This window comes from Sphaerisporangium melleum (assembly GCF_014646695.1).
GTDB classification, from domain to species: Bacteria; Actinomycetota; Actinomycetes; order Streptosporangiales; family Streptosporangiaceae; genus Sphaerisporangium; species Sphaerisporangium melleum.
Genome location: NZ_BMNT01000001.1, coordinates 22,947 through 49,350, shown reverse-complemented (window position 1 = coordinate 49,350; position 26,404 = coordinate 22,947). Strand labels below are relative to the sequence as shown.

At 67.4% G+C, this 26,404-nt stretch carries 31 protein-coding genes; all 31 read left to right on the top strand.

Translation table 11 applies throughout. The annotated features are described in order from the left end of the window. Positions 1-2 precede the first annotated feature (2 nt). The 31 genes from IEY93_RS00325 to IEY93_RS00175 all read left to right on the top strand — a co-directional run bounded on the left by IEY93_RS00325 (position 3) and on the right by IEY93_RS00175 (position 26,376). Entirely contained in the window at positions 3-557 is a 555-nt protein-coding gene (locus IEY93_RS00325) for a class I SAM-dependent methyltransferase (RefSeq protein WP_189160876.1), read from the top strand. 2 nt (positions 558-559) lie between these two features. Next, a complete protein-coding gene (locus IEY93_RS00320; protein WP_189160875.1) occupies positions 560-1,135 on the top strand; it encodes a methyltransferase domain-containing protein in 576 nt (191 codons plus the stop codon). After that, positions 1,132-1,998 carry an NAD-dependent epimerase/dehydratase family protein gene (locus IEY93_RS00315; RefSeq protein WP_189160874.1) on the top strand — a complete coding sequence of 289 codons (867 nt, stop codon included), beginning with the start codon at positions 1,132-1,134 and terminating at the stop codon, positions 1,996-1,998. The genes IEY93_RS00320 and IEY93_RS00315 overlap by 4 nt, the downstream gene beginning before the upstream one ends. Beyond that, the gene (locus IEY93_RS00310) at positions 1,995-2,675 is read left to right on the top strand and encodes a galactosyltransferase-related protein (RefSeq protein WP_189160873.1); all 681 of its coding nucleotides are present in this window, start codon (positions 1,995-1,997) and stop codon (positions 2,673-2,675) included. The genes IEY93_RS00315 and IEY93_RS00310 overlap by 4 nt, the downstream gene beginning before the upstream one ends. Further along, complete coding sequence (locus IEY93_RS00305; RefSeq protein WP_189160872.1) at positions 2,672-3,337, top strand: hypothetical protein; 666 nt, start codon at positions 2,672-2,674, stop codon at positions 3,335-3,337. The genes IEY93_RS00310 and IEY93_RS00305 overlap by 4 nt, the downstream gene beginning before the upstream one ends. Further along, entirely contained in the window at positions 3,327-4,025 is a 699-nt protein-coding gene (locus tag IEY93_RS00300) for a hypothetical protein (RefSeq protein ID WP_189160871.1), read from the top strand. Before IEY93_RS00305 ends, IEY93_RS00300 begins: the two co-directional genes overlap by 11 nt. A 352-nt stretch (positions 4,026-4,377) precedes the next feature. After that, the gene (locus tag IEY93_RS39500) at positions 4,378-5,100 is read left to right on the top strand and encodes an endonuclease VII domain-containing protein (protein ID WP_203967881.1); all 723 of its coding nucleotides are present in this window, start codon (positions 4,378-4,380) and stop codon (positions 5,098-5,100) included. Next, positions 4,985-5,293, top strand: coding sequence for an HNH endonuclease (locus tag IEY93_RS39650; RefSeq protein WP_372444377.1), 309 nt, complete (start codon positions 4,985-4,987; stop codon positions 5,291-5,293). Before IEY93_RS39500 ends, IEY93_RS39650 begins: the two co-directional genes overlap by 116 nt. 97 nt (positions 5,294-5,390) lie before the next feature. Continuing rightward, positions 5,391-5,693, top strand: coding sequence for a hypothetical protein (locus IEY93_RS00285; RefSeq protein ID WP_189160868.1), 303 nt, complete (start codon positions 5,391-5,393; stop codon positions 5,691-5,693). Then, the gene (locus tag IEY93_RS00280; protein WP_189160867.1) at positions 5,686-5,895 is read left to right on the top strand and encodes a hypothetical protein; all 210 of its coding nucleotides are present in this window, start codon (positions 5,686-5,688) and stop codon (positions 5,893-5,895) included. Before IEY93_RS00285 ends, IEY93_RS00280 begins: the two co-directional genes overlap by 8 nt. After that, entirely contained in the window at positions 5,892-6,218 is a 327-nt protein-coding gene (locus tag IEY93_RS00275) for a hypothetical protein (protein WP_189160866.1), read from the top strand. Before IEY93_RS00280 ends, IEY93_RS00275 begins: the two co-directional genes overlap by 4 nt. Positions 6,219-6,256: 38 nt before the next feature. Next, positions 6,257-7,393 (top strand): hypothetical protein, encoded by a 1,137-nt coding sequence (locus IEY93_RS00270; protein WP_189160865.1) that lies wholly within the window; start codon positions 6,257-6,259, stop codon positions 7,391-7,393. A 115-nt stretch (positions 7,394-7,508) separates the two neighbouring features. Further along, positions 7,509-8,450: a hypothetical protein gene (locus tag IEY93_RS00265; protein ID WP_189160864.1), complete on the top strand. Its 942-nt coding sequence runs from the start codon at positions 7,509-7,511 to the stop codon at positions 8,448-8,450. A gap of 666 nt (positions 8,451-9,116) precedes the next feature. Continuing rightward, on the top strand, positions 9,117-9,377 hold the full coding sequence (locus IEY93_RS00260; RefSeq protein ID WP_189160863.1) for a GIY-YIG nuclease family protein: 261 nt from the start codon (positions 9,117-9,119) through the stop codon (positions 9,375-9,377). Between the two features lie 562 nt (positions 9,378-9,939). Further along, the gene (locus IEY93_RS00255; protein WP_189160862.1) at positions 9,940-10,530 is read left to right on the top strand and encodes a bifunctional DNA primase/polymerase; all 591 of its coding nucleotides are present in this window, start codon (positions 9,940-9,942) and stop codon (positions 10,528-10,530) included. 32 nt (positions 10,531-10,562) lie between these two features. Next, positions 10,563-11,072: a phage terminase small subunit gene (locus IEY93_RS00250; RefSeq protein ID WP_189160861.1), complete on the top strand. Its 510-nt coding sequence runs from the start codon at positions 10,563-10,565 to the stop codon at positions 11,070-11,072. A gap of 74 nt (positions 11,073-11,146) precedes the next feature. Continuing rightward, complete coding sequence (locus IEY93_RS00245; RefSeq protein WP_203967878.1) at positions 11,147-12,751, top strand: terminase large subunit domain-containing protein; 1,605 nt, start codon at positions 11,147-11,149, stop codon at positions 12,749-12,751. Next, positions 12,748-14,190 (top strand): phage portal protein, encoded by a 1,443-nt coding sequence (locus IEY93_RS00240; RefSeq protein WP_189160859.1) that lies wholly within the window; start codon positions 12,748-12,750, stop codon positions 14,188-14,190. The genes IEY93_RS00245 and IEY93_RS00240 overlap by 4 nt, the downstream gene beginning before the upstream one ends. Next, positions 14,165-14,929 (top strand): VG15 protein, encoded by a 765-nt coding sequence (locus IEY93_RS00235; RefSeq protein ID WP_189160858.1) that lies wholly within the window; start codon positions 14,165-14,167, stop codon positions 14,927-14,929. Before IEY93_RS00240 ends, IEY93_RS00235 begins: the two co-directional genes overlap by 26 nt. 96 nt (positions 14,930-15,025) lie before the next feature. Continuing rightward, positions 15,026-15,772 (top strand): endonuclease domain-containing protein, encoded by a 747-nt coding sequence (locus tag IEY93_RS39645; RefSeq protein WP_372444376.1) that lies wholly within the window; start codon positions 15,026-15,028, stop codon positions 15,770-15,772. 149 nt (positions 15,773-15,921) lie between these two features. Next, positions 15,922-16,554 carry a hypothetical protein gene (locus IEY93_RS00225; protein ID WP_189160856.1) on the top strand — a complete coding sequence of 211 codons (633 nt, stop codon included), beginning with the start codon at positions 15,922-15,924 and terminating at the stop codon, positions 16,552-16,554. Positions 16,555-16,567: 13 nt separating this feature from the next. Then, positions 16,568-17,524 (top strand): phage major capsid protein, encoded by a 957-nt coding sequence (locus IEY93_RS00220; protein WP_189160855.1) that lies wholly within the window; start codon positions 16,568-16,570, stop codon positions 17,522-17,524. After that, positions 17,524-18,654: a glycosyltransferase family 4 protein gene (locus tag IEY93_RS00215; RefSeq protein ID WP_189160854.1), complete on the top strand. Its 1,131-nt coding sequence runs from the start codon at positions 17,524-17,526 to the stop codon at positions 18,652-18,654. Before IEY93_RS00220 ends, IEY93_RS00215 begins: the two co-directional genes overlap by 1 nt. An 11-nt stretch (positions 18,655-18,665) precedes the next feature. After that, on the top strand, positions 18,666-19,064 hold the full coding sequence (locus IEY93_RS00210; RefSeq protein WP_189160853.1) for a hypothetical protein: 399 nt from the start codon (positions 18,666-18,668) through the stop codon (positions 19,062-19,064). Positions 19,065-19,069: 5 nt separating this feature from the next. Continuing rightward, positions 19,070-19,411, top strand: coding sequence for a hypothetical protein (locus tag IEY93_RS00205; protein WP_189160852.1), 342 nt, complete (start codon positions 19,070-19,072; stop codon positions 19,409-19,411). 12 nt (positions 19,412-19,423) lie between these two features. Then, positions 19,424-19,756: an HK97 gp10 family phage protein gene (locus IEY93_RS00200; protein WP_189160851.1), complete on the top strand. Its 333-nt coding sequence runs from the start codon at positions 19,424-19,426 to the stop codon at positions 19,754-19,756. Further along, the gene (locus tag IEY93_RS00195) at positions 19,749-20,126 is read left to right on the top strand and encodes a hypothetical protein (RefSeq protein WP_189160850.1); all 378 of its coding nucleotides are present in this window, start codon (positions 19,749-19,751) and stop codon (positions 20,124-20,126) included. Before IEY93_RS00200 ends, IEY93_RS00195 begins: the two co-directional genes overlap by 8 nt. 65 nt (positions 20,127-20,191) lie before the next feature. Beyond that, positions 20,192-20,773 (top strand): phage tail tube protein, encoded by a 582-nt coding sequence (locus tag IEY93_RS00190; protein ID WP_189160849.1) that lies wholly within the window; start codon positions 20,192-20,194, stop codon positions 20,771-20,773. Beyond that, positions 20,773-21,135: a hypothetical protein gene (locus IEY93_RS00185; protein ID WP_189160848.1), complete on the top strand. Its 363-nt coding sequence runs from the start codon at positions 20,773-20,775 to the stop codon at positions 21,133-21,135. The genes IEY93_RS00190 and IEY93_RS00185 overlap by 1 nt, the downstream gene beginning before the upstream one ends. A gap of 32 nt (positions 21,136-21,167) precedes the next feature. Continuing rightward, positions 21,168-21,632, top strand: coding sequence for a hypothetical protein (locus IEY93_RS00180; RefSeq protein ID WP_189160847.1), 465 nt, complete (start codon positions 21,168-21,170; stop codon positions 21,630-21,632). A gap of 43 nt (positions 21,633-21,675) precedes the next feature. Next, positions 21,676-26,376 carry an NlpC/P60 family protein gene (locus tag IEY93_RS00175; protein ID WP_189160846.1) on the top strand — a complete coding sequence of 1,567 codons (4,701 nt, stop codon included), beginning with the start codon at positions 21,676-21,678 and terminating at the stop codon, positions 26,374-26,376. Positions 26,377-26,404: the final 28 nt, after the last annotated feature.

Sequence of the window (26,404 nt, the reverse complement as noted above, 5' to 3'; positions counted from 1 at the left end):
AGGTGCGTAGACAGCTCCGCCCCTTCTACACCCCCGACCAGCTCGCCCAGGTGTACGCCCGTCCCTACGACCACACCCGTTGGGCCGACCATGTGGAACGGGTCGCCAGAACCGTGCAGGTGCTGGACGTGTTCGCCGCGGCGACCGGGGCCGAGACGGTGGCCGACCTGTCGTGCGGGGACGGCGCGATCGTCGCCCAGTCCACCCACCTGTGGCGCGCCACGCACCTGGGCGACTACACCACGACCGGCCCGATCGAGCAGACCCTGGCCACCCTGCCGCAGGTCGACATGTTCGTGTGCTCGGAGACGTTGGAACACGTCGAAGACCCCGACGGGCTGCTGGCCGGCATCCGCGCACGCGCGTCACATCTGCTGCTCACCACCCCGTGCGGTGAGGATGACGACGCCAACCCTGAGCACTACTGGGGCTGGGACACCGACGACCTACGAGAGATGCTGACCGGCGCCGGCTGGTCCGACTGCCAGGTCGAGCTGTTCACCCCGCAGTCGGTCGCCTACTACACCTTCCAGATCTGGACCTGCACCCGGAGGTGACGGTGACCGAGTGGCGCCTTTTCGACGGCGATACCCCGCACGTGTCGACGTTCGCCTTCCACGAGCACCGCGACCGGGCCCCGCATCTGGAGCAGCCGTTGCACCGCGACCGGCTCCACACCGCGGCCGACGCGATCCGCCGGCTCGCCCCGGCCAGCGTCGTCGATCTCGGCTGCGGCGACGGCGGCCTGCTCAGCCTCCTGGACGGCATCCCCGCATGGGGGTACGACTTCCACCCGGCCAGCGCCACCGCGTGGGCCGGCCGCGGCGTCATCGCTGAACGGCTCGACGTGTTCAACGCCCGCCACGTCCCCCGCTGGGGCCAGCTCGCCGTCATGACCGAAGTTCTGGAGCATCTCGCAGACCCGCACGGCGCCGTCGAATGGGTGTCCCGCCACGCCCAGTTCACCGTGGCCTCCTCACCGAAGGACGAAACCGGCGACGAGCACGGCGACTGCCACGCCTGGGCGTGGGACATGGACGGCTACCGAGCCCTGTTCGACCCGCACTTCGAGGTCCTCGACCACGTCCCGGTCGGCTGGTCGCAGCTCGTCGTAGGACGGAGCCGTAACCTGTGAAGGTTCTCCTCACCGGGGCGGCCGGGTTCATCGGCCGGCACCTGGCCGCGGCACTCGACGGCCACGACGTCGCCGCCGTTGACGTGCTGCGCGGCTCCAACGCCTTGGACGTGTTCCGCCGCAGCGACCGCCACTTCGACCTGGTGCTGCACTGTGCCGCGGTGCAGCCGCACCGGTCGGCCATCGACTCCTCACCCGCAACCGTCGGCGCAGGGTGCCTGGAGCTCGACGCAGCGATGTTCGCGTGGGCGGCCCGCACCCGACCGGGCCGCGTCATCTACTTCTCCTCGTCGGCGGCGTACCCGATCTCTCTGCAGCGGTCGGGGATGGAGGTTCGCCTCCACGAGTCACACATCTGGCTGGACCGGCCTGAGCAGCCTGATGCCATCTACGGCTGGGTGAAGCTCACGGGGGAGCAGTTGGCGCGCCGCTACCGCGAGCAGGGCGGCGCTGTGACGGTCGTCCGCCCGTTCTCCGGCTACGGCGAGGACCAGGGTGAGCGGTTCCCGTTCGGCGCGTTCCAGAGCCGGGCGCAGCGCCACGAGGACCCGTTCACCATCTGGGGCGACGGCACCCAGGTCCGCGACTGGATCCACGTGGACGACCTCGTAGGCGCCGTCCTTGTTGCGGCCCGCGAAGGCGTGGACGGTCCGGTGAACCTCGGCACAGGTATCGGTACCTCTATGACCGAGCTCGCCGAGCTGTTCGCCAAGGAAGCCAGCTACTCGCCGGCCGTCGACTACAAGGCCGACGCGCCCGCCGGCGTCGCCTACCGGGTGTGCGACCCGACGCGGATGCTCGACTTCTACGAGCCCCGCGTGTCCCTCGCCGAGGGCGTCCACCGGGCCATGGGAGCGGCGTGACCATCACCGTCGTCATCCCCTACCGCGGCACCGCCCCCGAAAGGGAACGTGCCTACGTCGCCGTCTCCCGGGCCTTGCATGACATCCTCCCCGACACGCTGTTCCTAGCAGTGGACTCCGGCCACGACCCGTTCAACCGGGCCGCGGGCCGCAACCTCGGTGTACGGCTCGCCGCCGACTCGGGTTGCGATGTCGCGGTCATCTGCGACGCCGACACCATCCCCGAACGCCAACCACTCCACGACGCCATCACCGGCGCCCTCCGTGACGGCAGACTCCACACCCCCTACGGCACATTCCGCGGCCTATCCGAGCAGGGCACCGCCGACTTCTTCGCCGGACGCCCAGCCGAAGACTGCGACGCGGAGCTGGTCTACGCCTGGTCGGTCGGCGGGGTATTCGTCATCCGCCCCGACGCCTGGACGGCCGCCGGCGGGATGGACGAAAGGTTCACCGCCTGGGGTGCGGAAGATGTCGCGTTCCGCCGCGCCTGCGACACACTCCTCGGCCCCACCGTCCGCCACCCCGGGCAGATCGTCCACCTGTGGCACCCCCCAGCGCAGCGCACCGGGACACCGGCCAACGACGCCGTGTGGGAGCTCGCCCAGCGGTACGCCGAAGCCGAAGGCAACGCCAAAGCGATGCGGAGCCTGATCGCAGAGAGGCCGGCCGCGTGACCATCCCCCTGATCGTTCTCGGCAACGGCCGCCAGGCCTGCATCCTCCGCACGATCGGCTCCATCCGCGACCACCTGAAGGGCGTCACGTCCCTGACGATCGTCGACGACTCCGGGGACCCCGAATACCGGCGCTGGCTGGAACGGGAGTTCCTCACCGAGGTCGTCCCGGTAGCCGACGAGCGGGCAGGTTACTGGCAGGCGATGCGGGCTGTGTGGCGGGCCGCCGCCGGATGCGCTCGAATCTTCTTCTGGGAGGAAGACTTCGTCCTCAGCGAGCCGGTAGACGCCAGCGAGCTGCTCGACGTCCTGGACACCCACCCGCATCTGACACAGATCGCCCTGCTCCGACAGCCGTGGTTCGGCAACGAACGGGCACACGGCGGGCTGATCGAGGCGCTCGAAGTGCAAGGCGCCACCTTCGAGGAACGCACCGACGGCCGCCACCACTGGATCGAGCACCGCGCCTGCTTCACCGGCAACCCGTCGCTGATCCCTGAGCGCACCCTGCGGCAGCCATGGCCGGACGGCTCGTGGTCGGAGTCCCGCTTCGGCCGGCGCCTCTTCCGGGACAAGGCCGCCCGCGGCGCGTACTGGGGCCGCCGCGGCGACCCGCCCCGGGTGACGCACATCGGCGCGGAGAGGACGGGCCATGACTACTGATCTCCGCGTCCTCGTCGCCATCCCCTGGCGGTCTCAACCCGATCGCGTCTACGCCCACCAGCTCACCCGTGAGCGGTACGCCGAACTCCTCCCCGGCGCGGACATCGTGGACGTGGACACCGACCACGCCCCGTTCTGCCTGGCCGGGTGCCGCAACAAGGGCGTCCGCCTCGCCGAGCGGGCCGGCGCCGACGTCGTCGTTTTGGGGGACGCGGACACGCTGCCCGAACGGGAACCGCTGCTCGCCGCGATCGCAGGTGCCTCGCGCGACGGCCTGGTCCACCTGCCCTATGCCGAGTACCGGTCCCTCGGGGGCCGAGGCACCCAGCAGTACCGCACCGGCGTCCCGCTGGAAGCCTGCCACCACCTGACGATCCCCGGAGCCTGCTCCGGCGTCTACGTGACCACCCCGCCCACCTGGTGGGCGCACGGCGCCCAGGACGAACGCTTCAAAGGCTGGGGCGCCGAAGACGCCGCCTGGTGGGCCGCACACACGACCCTCCTTGGCGCCCAACCGGTACGCCACGAGGGCCGGGTGTACGCCCTCACCCACGAGAGCGCCGTCAAGGAAGGCCCGCAGTACACGGCGAACTTCGCCCTCTGCTTCCGCTACCACCAAGCCCAAGGCGACCCCGACGCCATGCGAGCGCTGATCGCTGAACGCACCGAAAACGTCGGTGTGGCCTGAGATGATGGTGTGACAACCAAAAAATGGACCCCGGCGAGTGCTGGTAACACTCCCGGGGCCGTGGCCGACCTGATTGGACCAGGACGACGTGAGCGATGCTACGCGCACATGCGCGGAGTGTGGAACAGACATCTCTGATCGTGGCCCGACGGCGCAATGGTGCAGACCTTGCATCAAGACGCGCAGCCTGATCTTGGGTAAGGCTCGCAGCGCGGCAAGGCGAGCGGTGAACGGAGAGATCCGGCAAGAGCTTGCCAAGGATCGCCCGTGTGCTAGGTGCGGCACTCTCTTCACGCCCAACCCGTCGGCCAGCACGGGGCACTCCTACTGTTCCTCTACCTGCCGTAACTACATGGCGAACCGCCGCCGCAGAGGGAAGAGCGATGCTGCTCTACCTACTGCCGTGCAACTGCCCAAGTGCGCAGTGGAGGAGTGCACGAAGCGGGCGAAGAACGGGACCGCCCGCTGGTGTAACGCCCACTACATCCGCTGGTACAAGTACGGCGACCCGCTGCTCACCGGCCACACCGCGCCGAAGTCCGACGGGACCTGTCGGCATTGTCAGGGTAAGACCCCTGGCGGCCGGAAGTACTGCTCGACGATTTGCGAGAACCGCTCGCGGTCCGGCAAGGAGGACGTTGCTCGGTTCTGCCGGGTTTGCGACGTCGAGATTCCGGCCGATAGCCACCTCCGGAGGGTGTTCTGCTCTAAGGCGTGCAAACGCATGGACGGCCGGGCCCGCATGTACGGCCTCACAGCTAAGGACTACTACGCCATGTACACCGCCCAGGCGGGCAGGTGTGCAGCGTGCGGTGATGCCACGGACTCTCTTTTTATCGACCACTGCCACGCGAGTGGCCGTGTACGCGGACTGCTCTGCACCCTGTGCAATACCGGCATCGGGATGTTCAAGGAAGATCCTGATCGCTTGCGAGGCGCTATCGCCTATCTTTCCGGGGGTGCCAAGAGTGCCAAACGCGCAGTGGCGGGGGCACGATCGCCGAAGCACGCTCCCACCCAACTGGGAGGCAGTTCGCATCGTCGTCCTAACGCGCGACAACTACGTCTGCTATGAGTGCTCGGGCTACGCCACCCATGTGGATCACGTCAAGAACGCCGCATCCGGCGGCACAGACGAGTTCGACAACCTCAAGGCCATGTGTGAGCCGTGTCACCGCGTTAAGTCGTCCGCCGAGGGCGGCCGGGCGAAAGCCGCTAAGCAGGGCCGCCGTCAGCGTCCCCCGGAGCGCCATCCCGGCCTCCGCTAACCCCCTTTCAAGATCCTCCGGCTGATCCCCGGAGGTAGAGAGCCCCTGCGTTCCCTCATGCGCCAGGGGCTCTCGCCGCGCCATGAGGAGACACCCGATGCTCGAACAGGTGAAGGCGGCGCTGAGGCGCACCCGTCGCACAGAAAACGCCTCAGCCGCGCAGCGTATCGCCGCCATGGAACGGCAAGCAGACGCCGACAGACTCGGAGACGACGAGCGACTGGCGAGAGCAATCGCCGCCGCCGAATGTGCCGCCCACGGACACGTCGGCCCCATCCCGGTCGAGCCAGAGGTGGACGCCGCCAACGACTACGCCCCATGGGGGCTGGTTTCGCCGTTCCGTCGAACTCCCTCGTGCCAGCGGTGCGGAGTCGAGCTCCCCGAGGCGCCCGATGTCTGAGCCGTTCAACCCTGATGACGTCGCTCACAAGCTCGCCCAGGCCGTCGCCCAGATGCGGGAGATGCTCGCCCCTCTGGACGAGGCGACCCTCGGCTACCGCCGCCAACTCGAAGAGACCGGCTGGTCGCCCGAGGCAGCCGAGGAGATGGCCCTGTCGTTCCACAGGATGGCCATCGGCCAGATGGCGAGCTCCGCCGGATGACCCGCACCCCTGCTGCGGAAGACCCCGAAGACTGGACGGCCGGCATCGCCCGCGACCTCCCCGCGGTCCGCGCACACGTCGAGGGCATTGCTCGCAGGCTCCGCGAACTCGGCGTGCTCCCGCCCGACCAGCCCCAGCCGAGACCGCCCTCGGAGCCTCCAGTACTGATCGTTCTCCGCCCTGGAGACAAGGTCCTCGTCGCCCTGGTCGAAGACCCCGGTGAGGCCGAGGCGAAAGACCTCGCCAACACTCTGCAGGCCTCGTTCCCCGGCGTCTCGTTCACCGTCGCAGGTGGCGTCGCCGGGATCTGTGTTCAGAGCTGACAGCACGGCTCACCGAGCTACGCGATGGAGGTGCCCCGGTGGGCCGCCACAGCATGGGCTGGAAAGAAGATCTTCACCCCCGCGACCATGACGGCAAATTCACGAGCGGCTCGGGCGGTTCCGGCCGCGCGCCGTCCACGCCCGCCTACACCAGCACCTATGACCGGGCGGGGAACGCCATCAAGCCCGGAACCCGCATCAAGATCGCCAAGGGCAAGAACAAGGGCCAGACCGCCACGGTAACCGCCATCGTTCAGCAGTATCCAGTGGCGAAGATCGACGTCGATATCGACGGCAAAGGTCGAGCCACGCTTTATGCCCGCGACACCAACCTGGACAAAGGTTCCGACGCTAAGGCGGCGCTCCCTGCGAACGTCGCCCGACGCTCCCAAGGAGAAGTCCTCCGCCCAGACGATGGATACAGCTTCCCGCAGGCAGTCACCTCCGCCGAGATCCCCTTGGATGACGGTTCGACACTCACCCTGCACAAGAGCAACGGCGACGCCATCCATGTCGGCAACGGCACCAACGCCTCCGCCCTCACCATCGACGAGATCGAAGAGATCGAATCGTCCATCAATAACGCTCACCACGGCGGCTTGGACATCGGTGAAAGCGAAGACATCGTCGACATGGACGGCGGAGCATTCGGCCGCGTCACCAAGACCGGCCGCAACCAGTACCAGGTAGACATCGACGGCCGCCAATCCCTCACCCTCACCCCCAAACAGGCCGACCAGATGGAATCCGAGGCCCAGCGCATCCAGTCAGCGCGACGCATCCAAACCGCCTACGGCCCCGCCGACGTCTACCTCACCCCCGGTGGCAAACTGGGCCTGCGCGCCTCAGGAGGCTACGGCGAGTACGTGGACGTCGAGTTGTCCCCCTCCCAGGCCCGCAAGCTGAGCGACGCCATCACCGCCACCTACGACGGCTTCGACCCCAACGGGGAGCTGAACAACGAGGACGGGTCGCGCATCGACCAGGTCGACGTCCCTCTCGGTAAAGGCCAGTCAATCCACGTCGAACAGCAAGGCCCCACGCCAGGCGAAAACGGCGGACCTCAAGGTGACCTGCTTCTCGAAGCCGGCGACGGCAGTTGGTCCATCACCGCTGACCCGAACAGCTACGACGATCTGACCGACGCGATCAGAGACGTGAACGACATGCTCTAGCCGGCGGCCACGCCCGCGGCGCCTTCCCCCGACGTGCGGTTCACCTTGGCCAGCGGCATCGCCGGCTTGTGCATCCAACCCTGACCAAGATCAACGACCTGACGGGAGGTGCCCGATGGGTCGCCACAGCACCTGGAACGAAACCGACCACCCCCGCGCCTTCGACGGCAAATTCGCCCACGCCGTCACCGGAGGCGCGCCCAGAGACGGAGGCGACAAGCCTCGCCGCGGAATGCCCGACGCCATCACAACCTCCGACATCCCGGTACGCGGCGGCAAGGAACTCGCCCTCGACTACCACCGCGACGGCACGGTCACCATCTCCTCAGGCAAGGCCACCGTCCGCCTGTCGGAAAGCAACTTCTCCCAACTGGGTCGCCTCCTCGACCGCTTCGACGCCGAGGACACAGAACCTGGCCGTGAGGAAACACTGACCGACATCCAGGTCCGCGGAGGCTCCGCCCACAGCACCCTGAACGCCCTCGTCCGCAAGGACGAAGACGGCACAGTGTCCCTGCATCTTGCCCCCAGCGACGACCCGTCCTACGAAGACATGCAGAACGCCCCCGCCTTGCGTCTCAACAGCAAGGACATCGCAGCCTTCCACAACGCGAACACCAGAGCCGAAGCCGCCACCCGCGTGGACACCGGAAACGGCGACGTCGACCTGTTCATCGGAGACGACGACAAGTTCACCCTCCGCCACCTCGACGACGACGGCCGACCCAAAGAGGTCAAGTTCACCCCGAAGGACTTCGCCAAGCTCAGCCACGCCATCGACGCCGTCATCGACGGCTGGGACGAGGAAGACGACTCCCTCGCCGACGACGAGGTCGTCACCAAGCGCACCGTGCGCACCAGTGCCGGCACCATCAACGTCGAGATCCATGGCCCCTACGATGGCCGCAACCCCGGAGACAGGCTGGAGATCACCGCCCAAGACGGCTCATGGGGCATCGTCCTCGACGGCTCCACGGAGAGAGACTTCGCCGAAGCCATCAGCAAAGTCGAAGTAGCCGGCGAAAACCTGGAGATCTACAACGCGTCGATGAAGTGAAGGCAGTGACATCGCACCTGCCATCTTCTCCGCGTGACCGGGTAGCAGCAAAGATCGACCGTCTCCCAGCAGGGAAGGTGATCAGACATGGCACGCAGATCCGCAAGTCGAGGTGGAAACGCCGAGACTCTCCGCCGCTTCTGGTCGACTGGGGAGGGCGGAAAATCCATCAGGTGGGGCACCAAGGGCGACTGGACTAGGTGCACTAGAAAACTGGCCAAGTACCTCGGCCCGCGTGCTCGGGGGTACTGCCAGAACCTGCACAAGCGAAACACCGGCTACTACACCGGCGACCGCAGAAACCGCTGAGGCTGCCGGCGCTCCCAGACAACCCATTAGGTGACCCCCGCGACGAGTGCAATCGCCCGGGGGCGTGGCCACACCTCTGGAAAGGTGCGACACGTGCACGCTACTCCACTGTGCCCCACATGTGGACTTCCCTCTGTGAAGAGGACCGCAAGTCGTTCGAAGAGGAAGCTGCAAGGCTTCATCCGCTGCGTAGCTACTTCCTGCTGGAATTCGGCGACCGCGATCATCGGAGACGTCCCTCTGTGCACTGATCATCAAAGGACCGTGACGGCCGATCTGGGCTTGACTGCGCAGGGAGAGGATGCGCCTCCGATTGTCCGGAGCTTCGTGTACTACATCACTTGGCCAGGTGTAGACATGATCAAGATCGGCACCAGTCAGGCGCTCCGCAAGAGACTCGCCAGTCTGTCGCGCTCGACAGGCAAGCCCCAGCTTCTTGTTGTCGAACCTGGCGGCTACCAACGAGAGCGATCGCGACACTCCCAATTCGCCAGCCTCAGAACGGCTGGCACCGAGCTGTTCAGGCCGGCTACCGTCCTGTTGGAGCACATCGATAATCTGTGCCAGAAGATCCCTCACTGGCGGGGTATGGCTAACGTTGGCCACGAATGGGACTGATATCCCGAGTGACTCAACAACCCCACCGACAACGTTTTTGTTCGGGACATTCGAGCCAACACCCCGTCGAGCCCAGGCCGGCATGTGGTCAACCGCATGGGCGGCACCATCGGCTGGCTACTTGTCCACCACAGCCTCGACGCGCGAGAACACAGCAAAGGGGGGAGCGCATGGCCCTGCACCTCGTCCCCGAAAGCGAACAGGCCGGCCACCAGACCTCATACGCCTGCCCTTGCCGGCCCCGCAGGGACACCGTCGAACACCAAGGGGCACTGCGATGGGCAGTAGTCCACCAGTCCTCGAATGCCACACAGAACATTGAGAGCGCGCCACCCCACGCCGAGTGACGCAGCGTCACCAAATCCTCTGTCGAAATGTCCGATTGCTACCCACCCTGGGGGATCATCCCCCCATGGGGCATAAAGCCAGATCGGCAGGTATACGCGCTCGGTGTGCGTACGGGTCTGAGACCTCCTGGGATCACTCAGCGTGACCTGCATCGATCTTGGCTGGATGAGGTAATCGCTGGTCAGCGCGTGTCTATGTGTGACATAGTGTCGCCATGGCCAATCGTCCGAAGTGCGCGGAACCCACCTGCGGGGAGCCGTTGCGCGCGCTGGCGCGGAGTGTGGCCAAGTACTGCTCGGCCCGGTGCCGGCAGCGCGCCAGCCGCCGGAGGCGTGCGATCCCCGCGGAGATGACCAGGCGGGAGACATGGGTGCGGCGCACAGCCCGGAAGGTGCCCGTGACCACCGGCCACCGGGTGGCGTCGGCCACGGACCGGTCGACGTGGACGACCTACCGGTCAGCGTGCCGCTCCTCGGCCGGCGTGGGTCTCGGGTTCGTCCTGGACGGCTCGGGCGTGGTGTGCATCGACCTGGACCACTGCCTCACCGGCGGCGTGGTCGCACCTTGGGCGCAGGAGATCTTGGACCGGCTGCCGCGGACGTTCATCGAGGTGTCGGCTTCCGGGCACGGCTTGCACATCTTCGGCCGCGGCCACATCGCGACCGGTCGGCGAATCCGCCGCGGCGACGGTGCCGCGATCGAGGTGTACGGCGATCGCCGCTACATCGCGATCACTGGAATGCGATACAAGTCGGCACCCCCTGTTCTCGCTGACCTTTCCGAGGTCCTCGCCGACCTCATCTGACCCCCTACTGCAGTCATTGGAGGTGATCCTCCATGGCTGGAATGGGCCCTGCCCCTAAGGACCCGTCGCGGAGGGCGCGCCGTAATAAGGATCCGCAGCCGCAGACGATTCTCCGGTTCGAGAAGGCTGAGGCGCCGGAGCTTCCATCGTTCGCCGTTGAGAAGGACGGCGATCTGATCGAGTGGAAGTGGCCGTCGCGGACGGTGGAGTGGTGGGAGACGTGGAAGTCCTCGCCGCAGGCTGAGCACTTTTCTTCGACCGACTGGCAGTTCCTCCTCGACACGGCGCTGATCCACGCCCGGTTCTGGATGGGGGACCTGTCGGCGGCTGCCGAGCTCCGGCTGCGGGTGGCCAAGCACGGCGCGACCATGGAGGACCGGGCACGGCTGCGGATGGCGTTCGCGGAGGCCGACGAGAGGGACGCGAAGCGCCCTCCGGCGCAGCCCGCGGCCAGGCAGCGCTACGGGGATCTTCGAGTACTGCCGGGCGTCGACAAGCAGGATGACACGGGGACCGACGGGGCAGCCGCTGGCGGAAGCTGAAGCGCGAGGGGGGAAACCTCTTGCCTTGGCGTCCGACATACCCCGGGGAGCGGCCGACGCTCGGCTGGGGCGTATTGCAGTGGATCGAGGAGCATCTCGCGGCGCCTGACCGCACCGACTACGAGCCGCTGATCCTCACCAAAGAGCAGGCCGCGTTCATCCTGGCCTTCTACGAGGTCAATCCGGTGACGGGGAAACGCCGTTACCGGCGCGCGGTGTACAGCCGGCCGAAGGGCTCGGGTAAGAGCCCTCTGCTCAGCGCCATCTGCTGTGTCGAAGCGCTCGGCCCGGTCGTCTCCGACGGCTGGGACGCTGACGGCCAGCCCGTCGGCAGGCCCTGGGCGGACATCCGGACGCCTTGGGTGCAGATCTCGGCGACGAGCGAGGACCAGTCGAAGAACGCGTGGTCCCCGCTGCTGGAGATGTTGCGCGAAGGGCCGGTTGTCGATGCCTACCCAGGCGTCGAACCAATGGACACCTTCGTGGCGCTGCCGAAAGGCCGGATCGAGTTCGTCACCGCGGCGGCAACGAGCCGGGAAGGTAACCGCCCGGTGCACGTCTGTTTGGACCAGACCGAGTCGTGGACGCCCACGAATGGCGGTGTCAGGCTTGCCGCGACCTTGCGCCGGAACCTGGGCAAGACGGGCGGGTCGTCCATCGAGGCGCCCAACGCGTTCGTGCCGGGCGAGGAGTCGGTGGCCGAGCAGTCCGCCCAGTACCTGCAGCAGATCCTGGAAGGCAAGGCGCGGGATGAGGGTCTGCTGTACGACCATCGTGAGTGGCCTGCCGAGACCGACATGGCAGACTACGAGTCGCTGTACAACGGCCTCGCCTACGCCTACGGGGACTCGGCGAACCTGTCCGACGGGTGCCGTATCCACCAGCCGCCGTGTGAACGCCGCGGCTGGGTCGACCTGGACCGGATCGTCGCAGAGATCTACGACCCGGCCACCGACCCGCAATCGGCGAGGCAGTACTACGGCAACCAGGTCACCCATGCCGCCGACTCGTGGGTGTCCCAACCGGAATGGGCCGCATGCGCCGACCCGGCGAAGGTCGTCGCCGATGGCGAGCGAATCACGCTCGGCTTCGACGGCAGCCGACACCGGGAACGGGGCGTCACCGACGCCACAGCGCTGATCGGGTGCCGCGTCTCCGACGGGCATCTGTTCGAGGTCGCAGTGTGGGAGCAGCCGGACGGCCCGGCCGGCAGGGACTGGTGGGTACCGCTCCCTGAGGTTGAGGCGGCGATCCGGACGGCGTTTCACCGGTACAAGATCGTCGGGTTCTACGCCGACCCCGCAGCGGACTGGCGGTCGTATGTGGCGAGCTGGGAGTACACCTACGGCCGGCGGCTCCGGGTCCGGGCAAGCCAGCAGCATCCAATCGAGTGGTGGATGAACCGCACCAACTATGTGGTGCGCGCTCTGGAACAGATCCACGCCGCGATCACCAACAGGGAGCTGACCCATGACGGGTCGTTCGCTCTCACCCGGCACATGCTGAACGCTCGCCGCCGGCCGTCCCGGTCAGGGCTGCAGATCGCGAAAGAGCACCCGTCGAGCAGACGGAAGATCGACGCAGCCATCGCCGCGACACTCGCCTGGCAGGCACGCCTGGACGCCCTGTCCAAGGGCCTGGGTCGCAGAGGACAAGGACGGGCGGTGGTGCTGCGATGACCCTCTCCATCCCCGACCTGCCGCTACTGACCCTGTCGGACGACGAGCGGCTGCTGCTGGACGCGCTGCGGGCCGAGCTGATGGCGGACCGATTCCGGTTGGAGCTGCGGGACTGCTACTACAACGGCGAGCAACTCGTCCGCGACCTAGGCATCTCGATCCCGCCGCAGCTTCGTGGCCTGCACACGGTCATCGGGTGGCCGCAGATCGGCGTGGACGCCTTGGAACAGCGCCTGGACATCGAGACGTGGCGGTACAAGGACACCCCCGACACCTCCGATGAGCTCGCCGACATCTGGGAGCCGAACGAGCTGATCTCGGAGTCGCAGCTCGCCCACTTGGACGCGCTGGTGTACGGCCGGTCGTACGTGGCGGTCGGGTCGGGTGACTGCGGCTCGGACGACTGCCCGCCACTGGTGACGGTCGAGTCGCCGCTCGACATGACGATCTTCTATGACGCCCGATCCCGGGCCACCACGGCGGCGCTGCGGGTGTACAAGCTCGACGGCGACGACGCCGCGGCGCTGTACCTGCCGGATTCGACGGTCCATGTGATCGCGACGAACACCGGGTGGGAGGTCATCGACCGGGACGAGCACGAACTCGGTGTGGTCCCGGTGGTGCGGATCTCCAACCGGCAGCGCACCGCTGACCGGGTCGGCCGGTCGGAGATCACCCCGGCCGTCATGTCGGTCACCGACGCGGCGTGCCGGACGCTGATGGGAATGGAGGTGGCCCGCGAGTTCTACGGGGCGCCGCAGCGGTACATCCTCGGCGCGTCCGAGAGCGCGTTCCAGGACGCCGAAGGCAACCCGCTGAGTGCGTGGGAAACCTACCTTGGCCGGGTTCTCGCCCTGGAGCGCGACGAGGACGGAGAGGTCCCGACGATCGGCCAGTTCGCCGCCTACGACCCGTCGGTGTACACGAGGATCGTCGACCTGTACGCGCGGATCATGGCCACACAGCTCGGCCTGCCGCCGCACTACCTCGGCTACACCACCGACAACCCCGCCTCAGCGGACGCGATCCGCTCAACCGAAGCCCAGTTGGTGAAGCGGGCCGAGCGTAAGCAGGCGCTGTTCAACACGCCGTGGTCGCAGGTGTTCCGCCTCGCACTGCTGATCAAGACCGGGGACCTGCCGGACCGTGCCCGCCGTATCGAAACGGTGTGGCGCAACCCGGCCACCCCGACCGTGGCGTCGCAGACAGATGCGGCGACCAAGCTGGTGCAGTCGCAGATCCTGCCGGCGGACTCCGACGTGACGCTGGAGATGGTGGGCCTCACCGAAGGGCAGCGGCAGCGGGTCCAGGCCGACCGGCGCCGCTCCCAGGGCCGGCAGATGCTGACCGACCTGGGTAACCAATTGGCCGCGGAGCGCGCGGCACGTGGCAGACCGGCGCCGGAGGCTCAGGGTGACGCAGCAGACCAGGGCGGCTGACTACCAGGCCGCCCAGCGCGCACTGTCCGCCCGGCTGGCCGAACGGATGGGCCCGCTGTGGGACCTCATCCGGCTCGGGGCGTTCGCCACAACCGTCCCTTTGTGGATCGACGCCGTGGTGGAGCTCCTACGCCAGTTCGCCCGCATGTCCGGGACCCTCGCAGCGGACTACTACGACCAAGAGCGGGAGCTGTCCGACGCGCGGCGGCTGTTCGTTCCGTCGTCGGCGGAGATCCCTGACGGTAAGGCCGAGGCGTCGCTGCGCTGGGCCACCAAGAGCCTGTGGGTGCCCGAATCGCAGAATCCGCCGCCGATCGAGGACCGGCTCGCCGCGGCCGAGCACCTCGCCGAAGGCGTCGCACAGAAGATCGTCGCCGACGCTGGGCGAGACACCATCGTCGAAGCTCTCACAGGCGACAGTGAAGCGCTTGGCTGGGCCCGCCACACGGGGCCGAATGCGTGTCACTTTTGTGCATTGCTTTGTTCGCGCGGCGCTGTTTATCATTCCGAAGCAACGGCGGGGGCTGGCGCGAATAGCGGGTTTGAGGGGGAGGGGTCCTACAAATTCCACGACAACTGCGATTGCGTGGTGTACCCGATATTTCAAGGCCAGAAGTGGAATCCGCCTGATTATGTACGCGAGTGGGACCGACTGTATGCTGAGTCCACTCGTGGCGCCTATGGCACCAAGGGGAAACTGCGTGCATGGCGGAAGGCTTTCGAGGGGCGCGACGAGTAGCTCGATAGGTAGAATGCTCGCGACAACCCAAAATTGACCCCGGCGGGTGCTGGTAACACCCCCGGGGCATGGCCGACACTTTCTAGGAGTGCCGACATGGCGAAGCGTACCCGCAAGACGGGGAAGCTGTACACGTGCGCATCCTGCGGCGAGCGCAGAGTCCTGGATGAGATGCGTCACCTCGGCTCGACGCGAGGTAAGGCGCCCTCTACCTGCAGGGAGTGCCGTGACTCGCACCCCACTGACAGTTGGTGCGACCCGCACAGTCAGTGGCATCCGGTAGGCCTGTTCAGGAAGAACGGGCAGGGCCGTCCTGGCTACCGGAACCGTTGCATGGAAGCCGATAGCTACCAGGCGTCGCGCAAGAGGGGAATTCCGCGCGTAACATGTGAGTCATGCCAAGAGTCCATGGACTCGTGGACCTTCTCGCAAAGACGCAACTGGACGCCGACCTGTCGCAAATGTGTGGACCTTAATCCAGGACAGCGCTGGTGTCGTGACTGTCGAACCTGGCTTGACGAGTCGAAATTCTGCCGCACAGGAAAAGATGGCAAGTTCCGCGCAACCCGCTGCACTCCGTGCCGGGCCGCATACTCGCACAGCGTCACCGTGGCGGAGGTACTTCGCCTGCAAGGAACGACGACGCCCTGCTGTGCTGCCTGTGGCGCGACGAGCAACCTGAAGATCGATCATGATCACACCTGCTGTCCGGCTGAAAGGTCCTGCGGCAGATGCGTGCGCGGCTACCTCTGCCACGAGTGCAATACGGCGGAGGGCCTCCTCAAGACACCGGAGCGAGCGGCGTCGCTCGCCGTGTACATGGCGAAGTTCACGACACCCTAGCGTTCCGATCCAGCTTCCGAAAGGCCGCCATGGAGCGGCCTTTCGGCGTTTCCAGGCCTGCCCAGGTGCGGGCCTTTTGATGTCCCGCCTCGCGCGGGTGATCACCCATGGCCGCAGCCGCGATGGCGGGCCGCTCACGAGAGGCCGCGATGGCTGACAACGACAACCCCACCGAGCACGCCGACGACACCGTCCCCCAGGGCGACGTCGACCCCAACCCGGGCGAGGGCTCCGCGACGGAACCCGCCGATGACGGGGACGGCAAGCTCGGCAACGCCGGCAAGGCGGCACTGGAGCACGAACGCAAGGCCCGGCGTGAAGCCGAGAGGGCCAAGCGTGAGGCCATAAGGGCCCACAGGGACCTGGAGCGCCAGCTCCGAGAGATCCAGGACCGGGAGAAAAGCGACCAGGAGCGGGCCGTCGCCCGCGCCGAGGGCGCCGAGAAGCGTGTGGCAGGACTGCTCACGCGCGCCGTGCGCGCCGAGGTCAAGGCGCTGGCCGCGAGCCAGTTCGCCGACATCGAGGACGCCATCGCCTTCCTGGACCTTGCCTCCTACTCCGACGAAGACGGCGAGATCGACGTCGAGCAGATCAAGTCCGATCTCGCCGAACTGCTGGAACGCAAGCCGCACCTGGCGAAGAAGACGACGCCGGTCGAGCCGGAGCGCCGGCGCCCGGCGCCCGATCGGACCCAGGCGTCCAGTGCCAATTCCCCACGATCCTCCAACCCCGAAGACGTATTCGCGGGGTTCATCAAATCGCGGCTCAACAAGGGCCGCTGAAAGGTAGCGCCCGATGGCGACGACCGACCCGCTCCTTCTCTCCGATGTCAATGACGCGCTGCTGCCGCGGACCATCACCGCCCCGATCTTCGAGAAGTCGGTGGAGATGTCGGCGGTCATGCAGCTCGCGCGGCGTGCCCCGCTGGCGATCGACGCCACGACCAGCATCCCCATCCCGATGGACGTTCCCACGGCGGACTGGGTCGGCGCCGGTGCGCGCAAGCCCCTGTCGTCGGGCGGTATCGACGTCAAGCAGATGACCGCGAAGAAGCTCGCCGTGCTCATCCCGGTGTCGGAGGAGGTCGTGATGACCAACGCCGGCGGTCTGTGGAGCCAGCTTCAGACGGACCTGCCGACCGCGTTCGCTCGCGCGTTCGACTACGCCGCCATTCACGGCAAGACCATGAAGGGCGCCACGGGCCCGTTCCCGGACCACCTGATCGAGACCACCAAGTGGCAGGAGCTCGGCACCGCGCAGCAGACCAACGGCGGGATCTACGCCGACCTGGTCGGCGGCATGAAGGAGGTCGTCGATGACGACTGGGACTTCACCGGTTTCGCCGCCGACCCCCGGCTCAAGCCGGACCTGCTGCTCGCGACCGACGCCAACGGCCGCCCGATCTTCGTGGACACCACCACCCCGGGCACCAACGCCGCGTCGGCCGGCACGCTGATCGGTGAGCCGCTGGCGTACTCGCGGTCGGTGTCCGGTAAGCACCGCCGCCAGTCCACCTCTACCGACAGCGGCCTGCGGGCCATCGGTGGCGACTGGTCGCAGGCCGCCTACGGCGTCGGCATGGACATCACCGTGCGGATCTCCAAGGAAGCCACGTACATCGACGAGGAGGGCGGCGTCCACAGCGCGTTCCAGGAAAACCTGGTGCTGCTCCTGGCGGAGGCGTACTACGGGTTCGTCCTCGGTGACGTCGAGGCGTTCGTGAAGTACACCACGAACGGCTACATCTCCTGATGCCGCCAACCCGGACGGCGGACGGCAACCCTCCGGCGAAGAGGGCCAGGCGGACGGTGAAGCCCGCCGCCGAAACGGGAGGCGGCACCCCGCCGGTTCCGCCTCCCGCACCTCAGCCCGCGTCGGCCGCCGAGAAGACCACCGACCCGAAACGGATCATCGTCCGGATCCACTCGGCGCCTCCGCACCACAACGCCGGCGGGGAGCTGGCTCTGTTCTCGATGCTGCGCCCCCTTGCCGAACGCGGCCACCGGGTCGAGGTGTGGCTGTCGAGGTACGGCAAGGCCCGCGACCCGTACCTCCTCGATGGTGTGCTGGTCGTTCCGCTGGCGTCCCGGCTGGATTTCGGTGCGGCCATCCGCCATGCGGACGTTGTGATCAGCCAGTACGAGAACGTGCCCGCGGCGGCGGCACTCGCGCGAGGGTACGGCATCCCGTTCGTCGCCCTGGCGCACAACCCGGCACCGGTCATCTTCAAGAACATCGCGGCCGGGACGACGGCACTGGTGGTGTACAACTCGCTGCACTTGCAGGCCGAGGCTGACGCGATGTTCGCCGAACGGCCCAAGTGGACCCGTCCGGCGCGGAGCATCATTGTCCGGCCGCCGGTGTTCGCGCAGGACTATGCCACCACCCCGGGCGATCGGATCACTCTGGTCAACCTCAACGAGGCCAAAGGCGGCGGGCTGTTCTGGAAGCTCGCCGCACACCTTCCCGATCGCCGGTTCCTCGCCGTGCAGGGCGCCTATGGGCAGCAGATCCTCCGAGACCTGCCGAACGTCGACCTCATCGACCACGTGGCGGCGGACCGCATGCGGGACGAGGTGTACGCCCGTACCCGGGTCCTGCTGATGCCATCCCACGTCGAGTCGTGGGGACGGGTCGGCGTGGAGGCGTTGGCCAGCGGTATCCCCGTCGTCGCGAACCCGACCCCGGGCCTGTCCGAGGCCCTCGGAGACGCCGGCATCTACGCCGAAGCCAACGACCTGCAGGCGTGGATCGCGTCCATTGAGGCTCTCGACGACCCGGCGACATGGCAGGCCGCATCCGATAGGGCGCTGCAGAGGTCCAAGGAGCTCGACCCGTCTGAGGACCTGGCCGCCTGGGTGAAGGCCATCGAGGAACTCTAAGGAGGTCCCCTGTGGCGCTCACCGCGGTCGACCTCGCCTTGTACCTCGGCGTGGAGGAGATCCACGCCGAACGGGCCGATCTGCTGCTTTCCCAGGCAACCGTGCTGGCCGAGTCGGTGGTCAAACCGCTGCCCGCCGCGGCGTCGGCGATCGTCTTGGCGATGGCGGGACGGGCGTACGCCAACCCTCAGGGCGTCTCCTCTGAGACGGTCGGCCCGTACACCGTGTCCAGGCCGCAGGCCGGCCTGTACATGACCAAGGCCGAGACGGCGGCGCTGAAGCGGATCGCCGGCCGCGGTGGAGCGTTCACTATCGATCCGACGCCGGCGGACGCGAGCCCTGCGGCGACGTGGCCGCTGGAGGACGCGGACCTGTGGCCGGAGTCTCGGCTCTGGTCGGACGGCGAGTGATACTGATGCCTCTCCCGCTGCCCCAAGGCGAGACCATCACCGTGCTCAACCCCGGCGCCCCAACACGGGACAGCGCCGGCAACTACCTGCCCGGCGCCGACATCGAAACCCCGATCGAAGGGTGCGCCATCTGGCCGACAGGCAGCACCGAGGACACCGACACCCAAGACCAGACCGCCGAACGCCTGTCGGTGCTGATACCGCCGGGCACGCCGGTCAGCTCCATCAGCCGGGTGAGGGTCTGGGGCTACGTCTACAACGTCACCGGGGCACCCATGCCGTGGCGGTCACCGCTCACCGGAACCTCCGCCGGCATCGAGCTGCACCTGGAACGCGTGTCCGGCTGAGAGGAGGACGCGGTGGCCAAGGCCAAGTTCAGGCCGAACAACAAGGGCATCGGCCTCATGCTCCGCTCCCAGAAGATGAAGCGAGAGATGGAACACCGCGCCGACCTCGTCGTCGGTTACGCCCAGGCCGACGCGCCACGCAAGACCGGCGACTACGCCTCCTCCTTCGAAGTCGAGGCCGGCACCAGCGAGTCGCCGATCAAACTCGGCCAAGGGGATCGGGCGTGGGCGAAGGTCAAGAACTCCTCCTCGCATGCCGCGGCGGTCGAGTTCGGCAACAAGCAGGTGGGCGAAGGGCAACGGGTGCTCGGTCGCGCGGTCGACCGGGTGACGTCGCATGGTTGACGTGGAGGCGCTGGTCGCCACGTGGATCGAAGCGAACGTCGACAACATCCGCGGCATGTCGGAAACGCCGGCCAACCTCGACGCCCTGGTGCCGGTCGCCAAGGTCCGGCGCGTAGGCGGCCCGTACGACGGTTTCAAAGCCGACCGGGCGACCGTGGACATCGACGTGTTCGACTCCACCCGCGACGGGGCGATCGCCGCGGCGCTGCACGTGCAGTGGGCGCTTCACCACCGGTTCGATCGGTCGAAGGTCGGCGACGCGGTCGTGTGCCGCGTCGAGACCCTCACCTCGCCGAGGCCTCTGCCGTACGACAACACCGGCCTGCGCCGGTTCGGCGCCACCTACCGGATCACGGTCCACTCGGCCTGATCCCAACCGAACCACTCCCAGCCCCGTGCCACCGGCCGGGGCTTTCGTCATTGAAGGGATCTTCGATGGTCACGATTGCTCGTGCCGACGACCTGGCCGTTGTCGGTGCCGACGGCGGCGCGTGGGCTGCCCCGCTGGGCACCGCTCAGCCTGTCGACCCGCGCAGCGCGCCTGCCTCTCCGTGGATGGCGATCGGCGCCATCTCCGACGATGGCCTGTCGATGGGGTTCGATGAGGACTCCGAGTCCTTCACCCCGTGGGGTCTCAGCAGCCCGTTTCGGACTGTCGTCACCAGTTCGACGCGTACGTTCCAGTTCACGATGTGGGAGACGAAGAGGCCGGTGGTCCGGTCGCTGATGTTCCGGCAGGACATCGCCAACCTCGACCCGACCGACGGCGTCGTGAGCTTCGCCGAGTCCGGCACCGTCACCCCGGACAGGCGGAGCTGGATCTTCGACATCTACGACGGCGAGAACTTCGAACGGATCTACGTCCCCGAAGGTGAGATCACCGACCGGGGTGACATCACCGCTGCCCAGGGCGAGATGCAGGGCTACGAGGTCACCGTCACCGCCTACCCCGACTCCGCCGGCAACATCTCCTACCGCTCCTACCTCGCCCCCGAACTCTTCGAGGTCAACTCCTGATGACAGCAGCTCGACCCCGGGTGATCACCCAAAGCGGTGAACCCGTCGTCCACTTCGATCTCGACGCCGTCGAGTCCGAAGCGCGAGATGAACACTTCACCTTCACCCTCGGCGGTGAAGTGTTCACCATGCAACCTCCCGAGGACGCCGACTGGAGAGTGGTCGACGACATCTCCAACGGCGCCGGCCTCACAGCATTCGTCCAGGAGTTGCTCGGCAACGACTACGAGAAGTTCGCCAAGCACAAGCTGACCTCCCGAAAGCTCGGCCTACTGATCGACGAGTGCACCCGGTTCTACGGCATCACGCCGGGGGAATCGCAGGCCTCCAAGCGCTCCTCGAAGAGCACGCGGAGGCGATAGAAGCCGACCTCAGGTTCCACGTCCAAGGGGGCGTGGACCTGCGGGACCTGTGGCGGCCAAGTGGCGGACAGTCCCGGCTGACGTGGCGCCTGCTGGGCAGCTTGATCCGCCATCTGCCTCCAGAGTCCGCGACCAAGACGGCGATCCGCAACGCAATGCCAGAAGGCGACCTCAGGCAGGCATCTCAAGCGGCGGACCCATCCACCGGGCAGTGGTCTCAGACGGAGATGCTGCTCGCGCAGCTCATCGACGCAGTCCGCTACCTGCGCTACACCATGCTGCGTCTTGAAGTGGGCAGCAAGGCCGGCAAGCCGCCCGAACTGGTGCCGAGGCCGGGCGTCAGCCCGAAGACGCCACGGAAACGCCAGCTCACCCAGCAGCAGCGCGAACTGCTGTTCCACCGGATCCACGGCGGCCACATCGACGGGCACGTCCTGGGCCAAGAGGCGCAACCTGCCACGGTCCGCCGGCAAGTTCCCAACGTCCCCGGCTCCTAGACCGCCGCCGTGCGCGGCTCACAACCGTATCGGGGGGTGAGTCGTGTCGGAGTTCACCGCGGGCGATGTAATCGTCCCGGTCGTCCCCTCGGCCCGAGACTTCCTCAAAGACCTGCGCAAGCAGGTCCTCGGCGACGCCTACAAGGTCGGACAGGAGATCGGCTCCGAGATCCAGCGGGGCATCAAGGACAAGCTCGCCGGGATCTACGAGCCGATCAAGGAGCAGACCCAGCGGCAGAAGTCGCAGGCCCCCAAGGACGGCGAAGAGGTCGCGGGAGCGTTTGCCCGCGGATTCAAGTCCCGCCTACAGGCGGCCTTCCAGAGCCTCCCGAAGGCCGAGATCGACGCCGACTCGACCGCGGCGCAGGTCAAGATCCAGGAGCTTCGCGCCCGGATGGCTGCGCTGTCCAGCAAGACCGTCGGCGTCGACATCGACGCGGGTGCGGCTCTGGCCGAGGTCGCCGCCATCCAGCGGGAGTTGTCCGCGGTGGACGGCAAGGACGTGTCCGCGGACGTGCGGGTGGACATCGCTTCCGCGCTCGCCGAGCTCGCCGCCATCGACGCGATGCTGGCCGGCGTCGACGGCAAGACCGCCCGGGCCAAGGTCGACGTCGACATCTCCGGCGCGCTGGCCGCCATCGGAACCGTCAGCGCGGCCCTCGCCGCTCTGGCTGCGATCCCGGTAGGCGCATCCCTCGGAGCTGGGCTGCTCGCGCTGTCGGGGCCGCTCGCCGCCGCCGGCGCCGGACTGGGCGGCCTCGCTGCTGTGGCGGCTCCGAGCCTCACCCGGATCAGCGACGCGTTGAAGGACCAGGAGAAGGCGGCCAACGGCGCCAGCGGCGCGCTGAACAGCGCCGCGGGCGCGACGCGGAACCTGGCGATCGAGCAGGCTCAGGCGCAGATCCAGGCCCTTCAGGAGATGACCGCCCAGGAGCAACTCCAGGCCGCTCTGGACCGGGTCAAGGACGCCTCTGACGCGGTCCGGTCGGCCAAGCAGCGCCTAGCGGAGGTCGAACGATCCGGGGCGGCGGCCGTCCAGTCGGCCCTTGATCGGGTGGCCCAAGCCGAGCGGTCTGTGGCGGACGCCCAGCGGGACGCCAAGCGCGCCCAGGAAGACCTGAACCGGGCCCGGAAAGAGGCCGCTCAGGACATCCAAGACCTGAACAACAGCCTCAAGGACTCCCAACTCGACCTGCGGGAAGCCAACCTCGACCTGACCGACGCCGAGAAGAACCTACAGAAGGTCCAGAACGACCCCAAGGCCTCCGCCGAGGACAAGGAACGCGCCGAGATCGCGGCTGAGCGGGCCCGGCAGCGGGTCGCCGAGCTGACTCTCCAGATCGAGCGGCTACAGGAGGAGCAGACCAAGGCTGACAAGGACGGCGTTGAGGGGTCGGACAAGGTAGTTGCCGCCAAGGAACGCTTGGAGGCGGCGAACCAGCGCATCATCGACCAGCAGGCCGCCCTGGCGAAGGCCCAGGCTGATGTGTCACGAGCCGAGCAGGATGCGGCCAAGCAGCGCCTGGACGCCTTGAAGGCCATCCAGGCCGCCGAGAAGCGGCTCGACGATGCCAAGCGGGCCGTCGAGCAGCAGAAGCGGCAGATGAAGATCGCCAAGCTGCAAGACAAGATCGCCAAGTTGCGGGCTAAGGACCAAGCCAAGCAGGCCGCGGCGGCTGCCCGCAATGCCGCTGCCCGTCAAGCCAAGGGGGGCGACAAGTTCGCCGAGTTGTCGCCGGCCGCTCAGGCCGCGGCCAAGGCGATCAAGTCGTTCCAGGACGCCTACCTGAAGTGGCAGGAAAGCCTGGAACCCGCGGTCCTGCCGGTGATCACAGGCGGGCTGAAGCTCGTGCAGGGCCTGTTCAAGCCATTGACGCCGCTGGTCAAGGGTGCCGCCGGGGCGTTGACCGGCCTGGAGAAAGCCGCGTCGAAGGCCCTTGGCGGGGCGGTCTGGCAAGACTTCTTCAAGCAGCTCAGCAAGCAGGCCCCTGGTGCAATCACCGGCCTCGGCAAGAGCCTGGGCAATATCGTTACCGGGATCGTCGGGGTCGTCCGGGCCTTTTTGCCATTCTCCAAGGACGTGGTCGGCGGGATTGAGGCGGCCACCGCGAAATTCGCCGCCTTCGGCAAGAGCCTCGGGCAGAGCGAGGGCTTCAAGTCCTTCATCGCCTACGCCCGGGAGAACGGCCCCAAGGTGGTCGAGGTCGTGAAGAACATCTTCACGGTCGTCAAGAACCTGTTCGCGGGCCTGGCCGGTGATGGCCCTGGCGTGCTGGACCTGATCGTCAAGATCACCGGCTTCTTGGCCGGCCTCAGCCCCGAGACGCTGCGGACCTTCGCCTTGGCGGCGATCGGTGTGGTGACCGCGTTCAAGGGCTGGAAGGTCATCACCACTGCGGTCGACGGGGTCAAGAAGGGTATCGAGACCACCAAGACCATCGTCAACGGCGCCAAGGCCGTGTGGGGCGGGCTGAGCAAGGCCGCGGTCGGTAGCGCCAAGCTCGTCAAGGGCGCGGCGTCCGGGATCGCCTCGGCGGCCCGCGGAATCGGCAAGGGCGCCGGAAAGGCCGCCTCGGCGGTGTGGTCGGGCATCTCGACCGCCGCCGGCAAGGCCGCCTCCGTCGCCAAGACCTCTGCCAGTGCCATCGCTGGCGCGGCTCGCACTGCAGGGTCCGCGGCGGCGAAGGGCGCGTCAGCGGCATGGGACGGCATCCGAGTTGCCGCAGGCAAGGCGGGTTCCGCGGCTAAGACGGCTGGTAGCGCGATCCTCGGCGCCGGTCGGGCCGCGGCCACTGCGGCGGTCGGCCTGGGCCGGGTCGCGTTCCAGTACGCAGCGATCGGTGTGCAGGCTGCTGCTGCCGCGGCGAAGCAGTTGATCGCTGCTGCGGCTCAGCGGGTCGTGGCTGTGGCGACCACGGTGTGGGCCGTCGCCCAGCGGATCCTCAACCTGGCCCTCGCGGCCAACCCGATCGGCCTGATCATCACGGCTATCGGCCTGCTCGTCGCCGGCCTGGTGTACGCGTGGAACAACTCTGAGACGTTCCGCAACATCGTCACCGCGGCCTGGGAGGCCATCAAGGCCGCCGTCGTCGCCGCCTGGACGAACTACATTCAGCCTGCTCTGCAGGCGCTGTGGCAGTTCATTTCCGGGACGCTGGCACCGATCTTCACCTGGCTGTGGAACAACGTCATCGTCCCGGCCTGGAAGGGCATCTCGTCGGCAGTGTCGGCGGCCTGGACCAACTACATCAAGCCCGCGCTGCAGGCCCTGTGGAACTTCTTCACCAACACCCTCGGGCCGAAGATCCTCTGGTTCCACACCACGATCGTCAAGCCGGTCTTCGAGAAGGTGAGTGCGGCCATCAAGTGGGCGTGGGAGCAGGTCATCAAGCCCGCGCTGAACGCCCTGTGGGGCTTCATCGTCAACACTCTCGGGCCTAAGGTCCTCTGGTTCCACGCGAATGTGGTGCAGCCGGTCTTCGCCAAGATCGGCGAGATCATCAAGGGGGCATGGGAAAAGGTCATCAAGCCGACCTTCGAGTTCCTGGTCAAGTTCATCACCCAGGACATCCCGAACGGATTCCAAAAGGGTGTCGACCTGATCGGCAAGTTCTGGGACGGCCTGAAAACGGCAGCGAAGAAGCCGGTCGAGTTCGTCGTCAACACCGTGTACAACAACGGCATCGTCAAAGTGTGGAACGCGGTCGCCGACATACTCGGGTTGAAGGACAAGAAGCTTCAGCCGCTGGCGTTCGCCCGGGGTGGCATCTACCCCGGGTACACGCCCGGCCGTGACGTCGGGTACGCCGCGGTGTCCGGCGGCGAGGCCATCATGCGGCCGGAGTGGACCCGCGCCGTCGGCGAGTCGTACGTGCACAAGATGAACGCGGCGGCCCGCTCCGGCGGCGTGGCAGGTGTTGCTCGGGCGCTCGGCGCGGTCGGCGATCCGGGCCCGTTCGCGGGTGCGTTCGCCGGCGGCGGCATCGTCGGCAACCTCAAGGACCTGCTCGCCGGAGGGTTGAAGGCGGGCGCGGAGGCGTTCTTGAACCCGCTGCTCGGCCAGGCGTCCAAGGCCATGGGTGACTCGGCGTGGGCGAATTTGCTCGCCGGGGTGCCCCAGACGATGGTCAAGAACGTCATCGACTGGATCGGGAAGCACGACACGGGCAGCGGCGACGGCGGCAAGGCCGTCTCCTACGCCCGCGCGCAGATCGGCAAGCCCTACCAGTGGGGTGCCACCGGACCGGACTCCTTCGACTGCTCGGGTCTGGTGATGCGGGCCTGGCAGGCCGCGGGGGTGACGGACATCCCGCGGACCACCTACCAGCAGATCCCATGGGTGAAGCCGGTCAAGTCGCCCAAGCCGGGTGACCTTGGCTTCCCGCACGAGGGCCACGTCTGGATGTACGCGAACCCGACGTCGCGGATCGTCGAGGCCCCGTACACGGGGGCCAAGGTGAGGGAGGTCGCGGCCCGGGCGGCGATGCTCATCGGCCGGCCGCCGAGCCTGTTCGACTCCGGCGGCTACCTGCCGACGGGCACGTCCCTGGTGCACAACGGCACCGGCCGGCCCGAGCCCGTCTTCACCGATCGGCAGTGGAAGGCCATCGCCTCCGCGCCGGCCAGCGGCGGCGACGGTGCGCTGTTGCGCATCGACAAGTTCGAGGCCACTCCCGAGCAGTCGCCGTACGCCATCGCCCAGGACCTGCGATACCTGCTGGGGTCCCAGGTCCGGCTGAAGTGAGAAAGCCCCGCCGGGCACGCAGCCGGGC

What these genes read in the sequence shown, in the direction of transcription:
- IEY93_RS00265 (WP_189160864.1), top strand. Translation starts at nt 7,509, where the DNA reads ATGGGTCGCCACAGCACCTGGAACGAAACCGACCACCCCCGCGCCTTC.
- IEY93_RS00225 (WP_189160856.1), top strand. Translation starts at nt 15,922, where the DNA reads ATGGCTGACAACGACAACCCCACCGAGCACGCCGACGACACCGTCCCC.
- IEY93_RS00195 (WP_189160850.1), top strand. Translation starts at nt 19,749, where the DNA reads ATGGTTGACGTGGAGGCGCTGGTCGCCACGTGGATCGAAGCGAACGTC.
- IEY93_RS00220 (WP_189160855.1), top strand. Translation starts at nt 16,568, where the DNA reads ATGGCGACGACCGACCCGCTCCTTCTCTCCGATGTCAATGACGCGCTG.
- IEY93_RS00205 (WP_189160852.1), top strand. Translation starts at nt 19,070, where the DNA reads ATGCCTCTCCCGCTGCCCCAAGGCGAGACCATCACCGTGCTCAACCCC.
- IEY93_RS00215 (WP_189160854.1), top strand. Translation starts at nt 17,524, where the DNA reads ATGCCGCCAACCCGGACGGCGGACGGCAACCCTCCGGCGAAGAGGGCC.
- IEY93_RS39500 (WP_203967881.1), top strand. Translation starts at nt 4,378, where the DNA reads ATGGCGAACCGCCGCCGCAGAGGGAAGAGCGATGCTGCTCTACCTACT.
- IEY93_RS00255 (WP_189160862.1), top strand. Translation starts at nt 9,940, where the DNA reads ATGGCCAATCGTCCGAAGTGCGCGGAACCCACCTGCGGGGAGCCGTTG.
- IEY93_RS00280 (WP_189160867.1), top strand. Translation starts at nt 5,686, where the DNA reads ATGTCTGAGCCGTTCAACCCTGATGACGTCGCTCACAAGCTCGCCCAG.
- IEY93_RS00185 (WP_189160848.1), top strand. Translation starts at nt 20,773, where the DNA reads ATGACAGCAGCTCGACCCCGGGTGATCACCCAAAGCGGTGAACCCGTC.
- IEY93_RS39645 (WP_372444376.1), top strand. Translation starts at nt 15,026, where the DNA reads ATGGCGAAGCGTACCCGCAAGACGGGGAAGCTGTACACGTGCGCATCC.
- IEY93_RS00190 (WP_189160849.1), top strand. Translation starts at nt 20,192, where the DNA reads ATGGTCACGATTGCTCGTGCCGACGACCTGGCCGTTGTCGGTGCCGAC.
- IEY93_RS00300 (WP_189160871.1), top strand. Translation starts at nt 3,327, where the DNA reads ATGACTACTGATCTCCGCGTCCTCGTCGCCATCCCCTGGCGGTCTCAA.
- IEY93_RS00240 (WP_189160859.1), top strand. Translation starts at nt 12,748, where the DNA reads ATGACCCTCTCCATCCCCGACCTGCCGCTACTGACCCTGTCGGACGAC.
- IEY93_RS00285 (WP_189160868.1), top strand. Translation starts at nt 5,391, where the DNA reads ATGCTCGAACAGGTGAAGGCGGCGCTGAGGCGCACCCGTCGCACAGAA.
- IEY93_RS00250 (WP_189160861.1), top strand. Translation starts at nt 10,563, where the DNA reads ATGGCTGGAATGGGCCCTGCCCCTAAGGACCCGTCGCGGAGGGCGCGC.
- IEY93_RS00260 (WP_189160863.1), top strand. Translation starts at nt 9,117, where the DNA reads ATGATCAAGATCGGCACCAGTCAGGCGCTCCGCAAGAGACTCGCCAGT.
- IEY93_RS00275 (WP_189160866.1), top strand. Translation starts at nt 5,892, where the DNA reads ATGACCCGCACCCCTGCTGCGGAAGACCCCGAAGACTGGACGGCCGGC.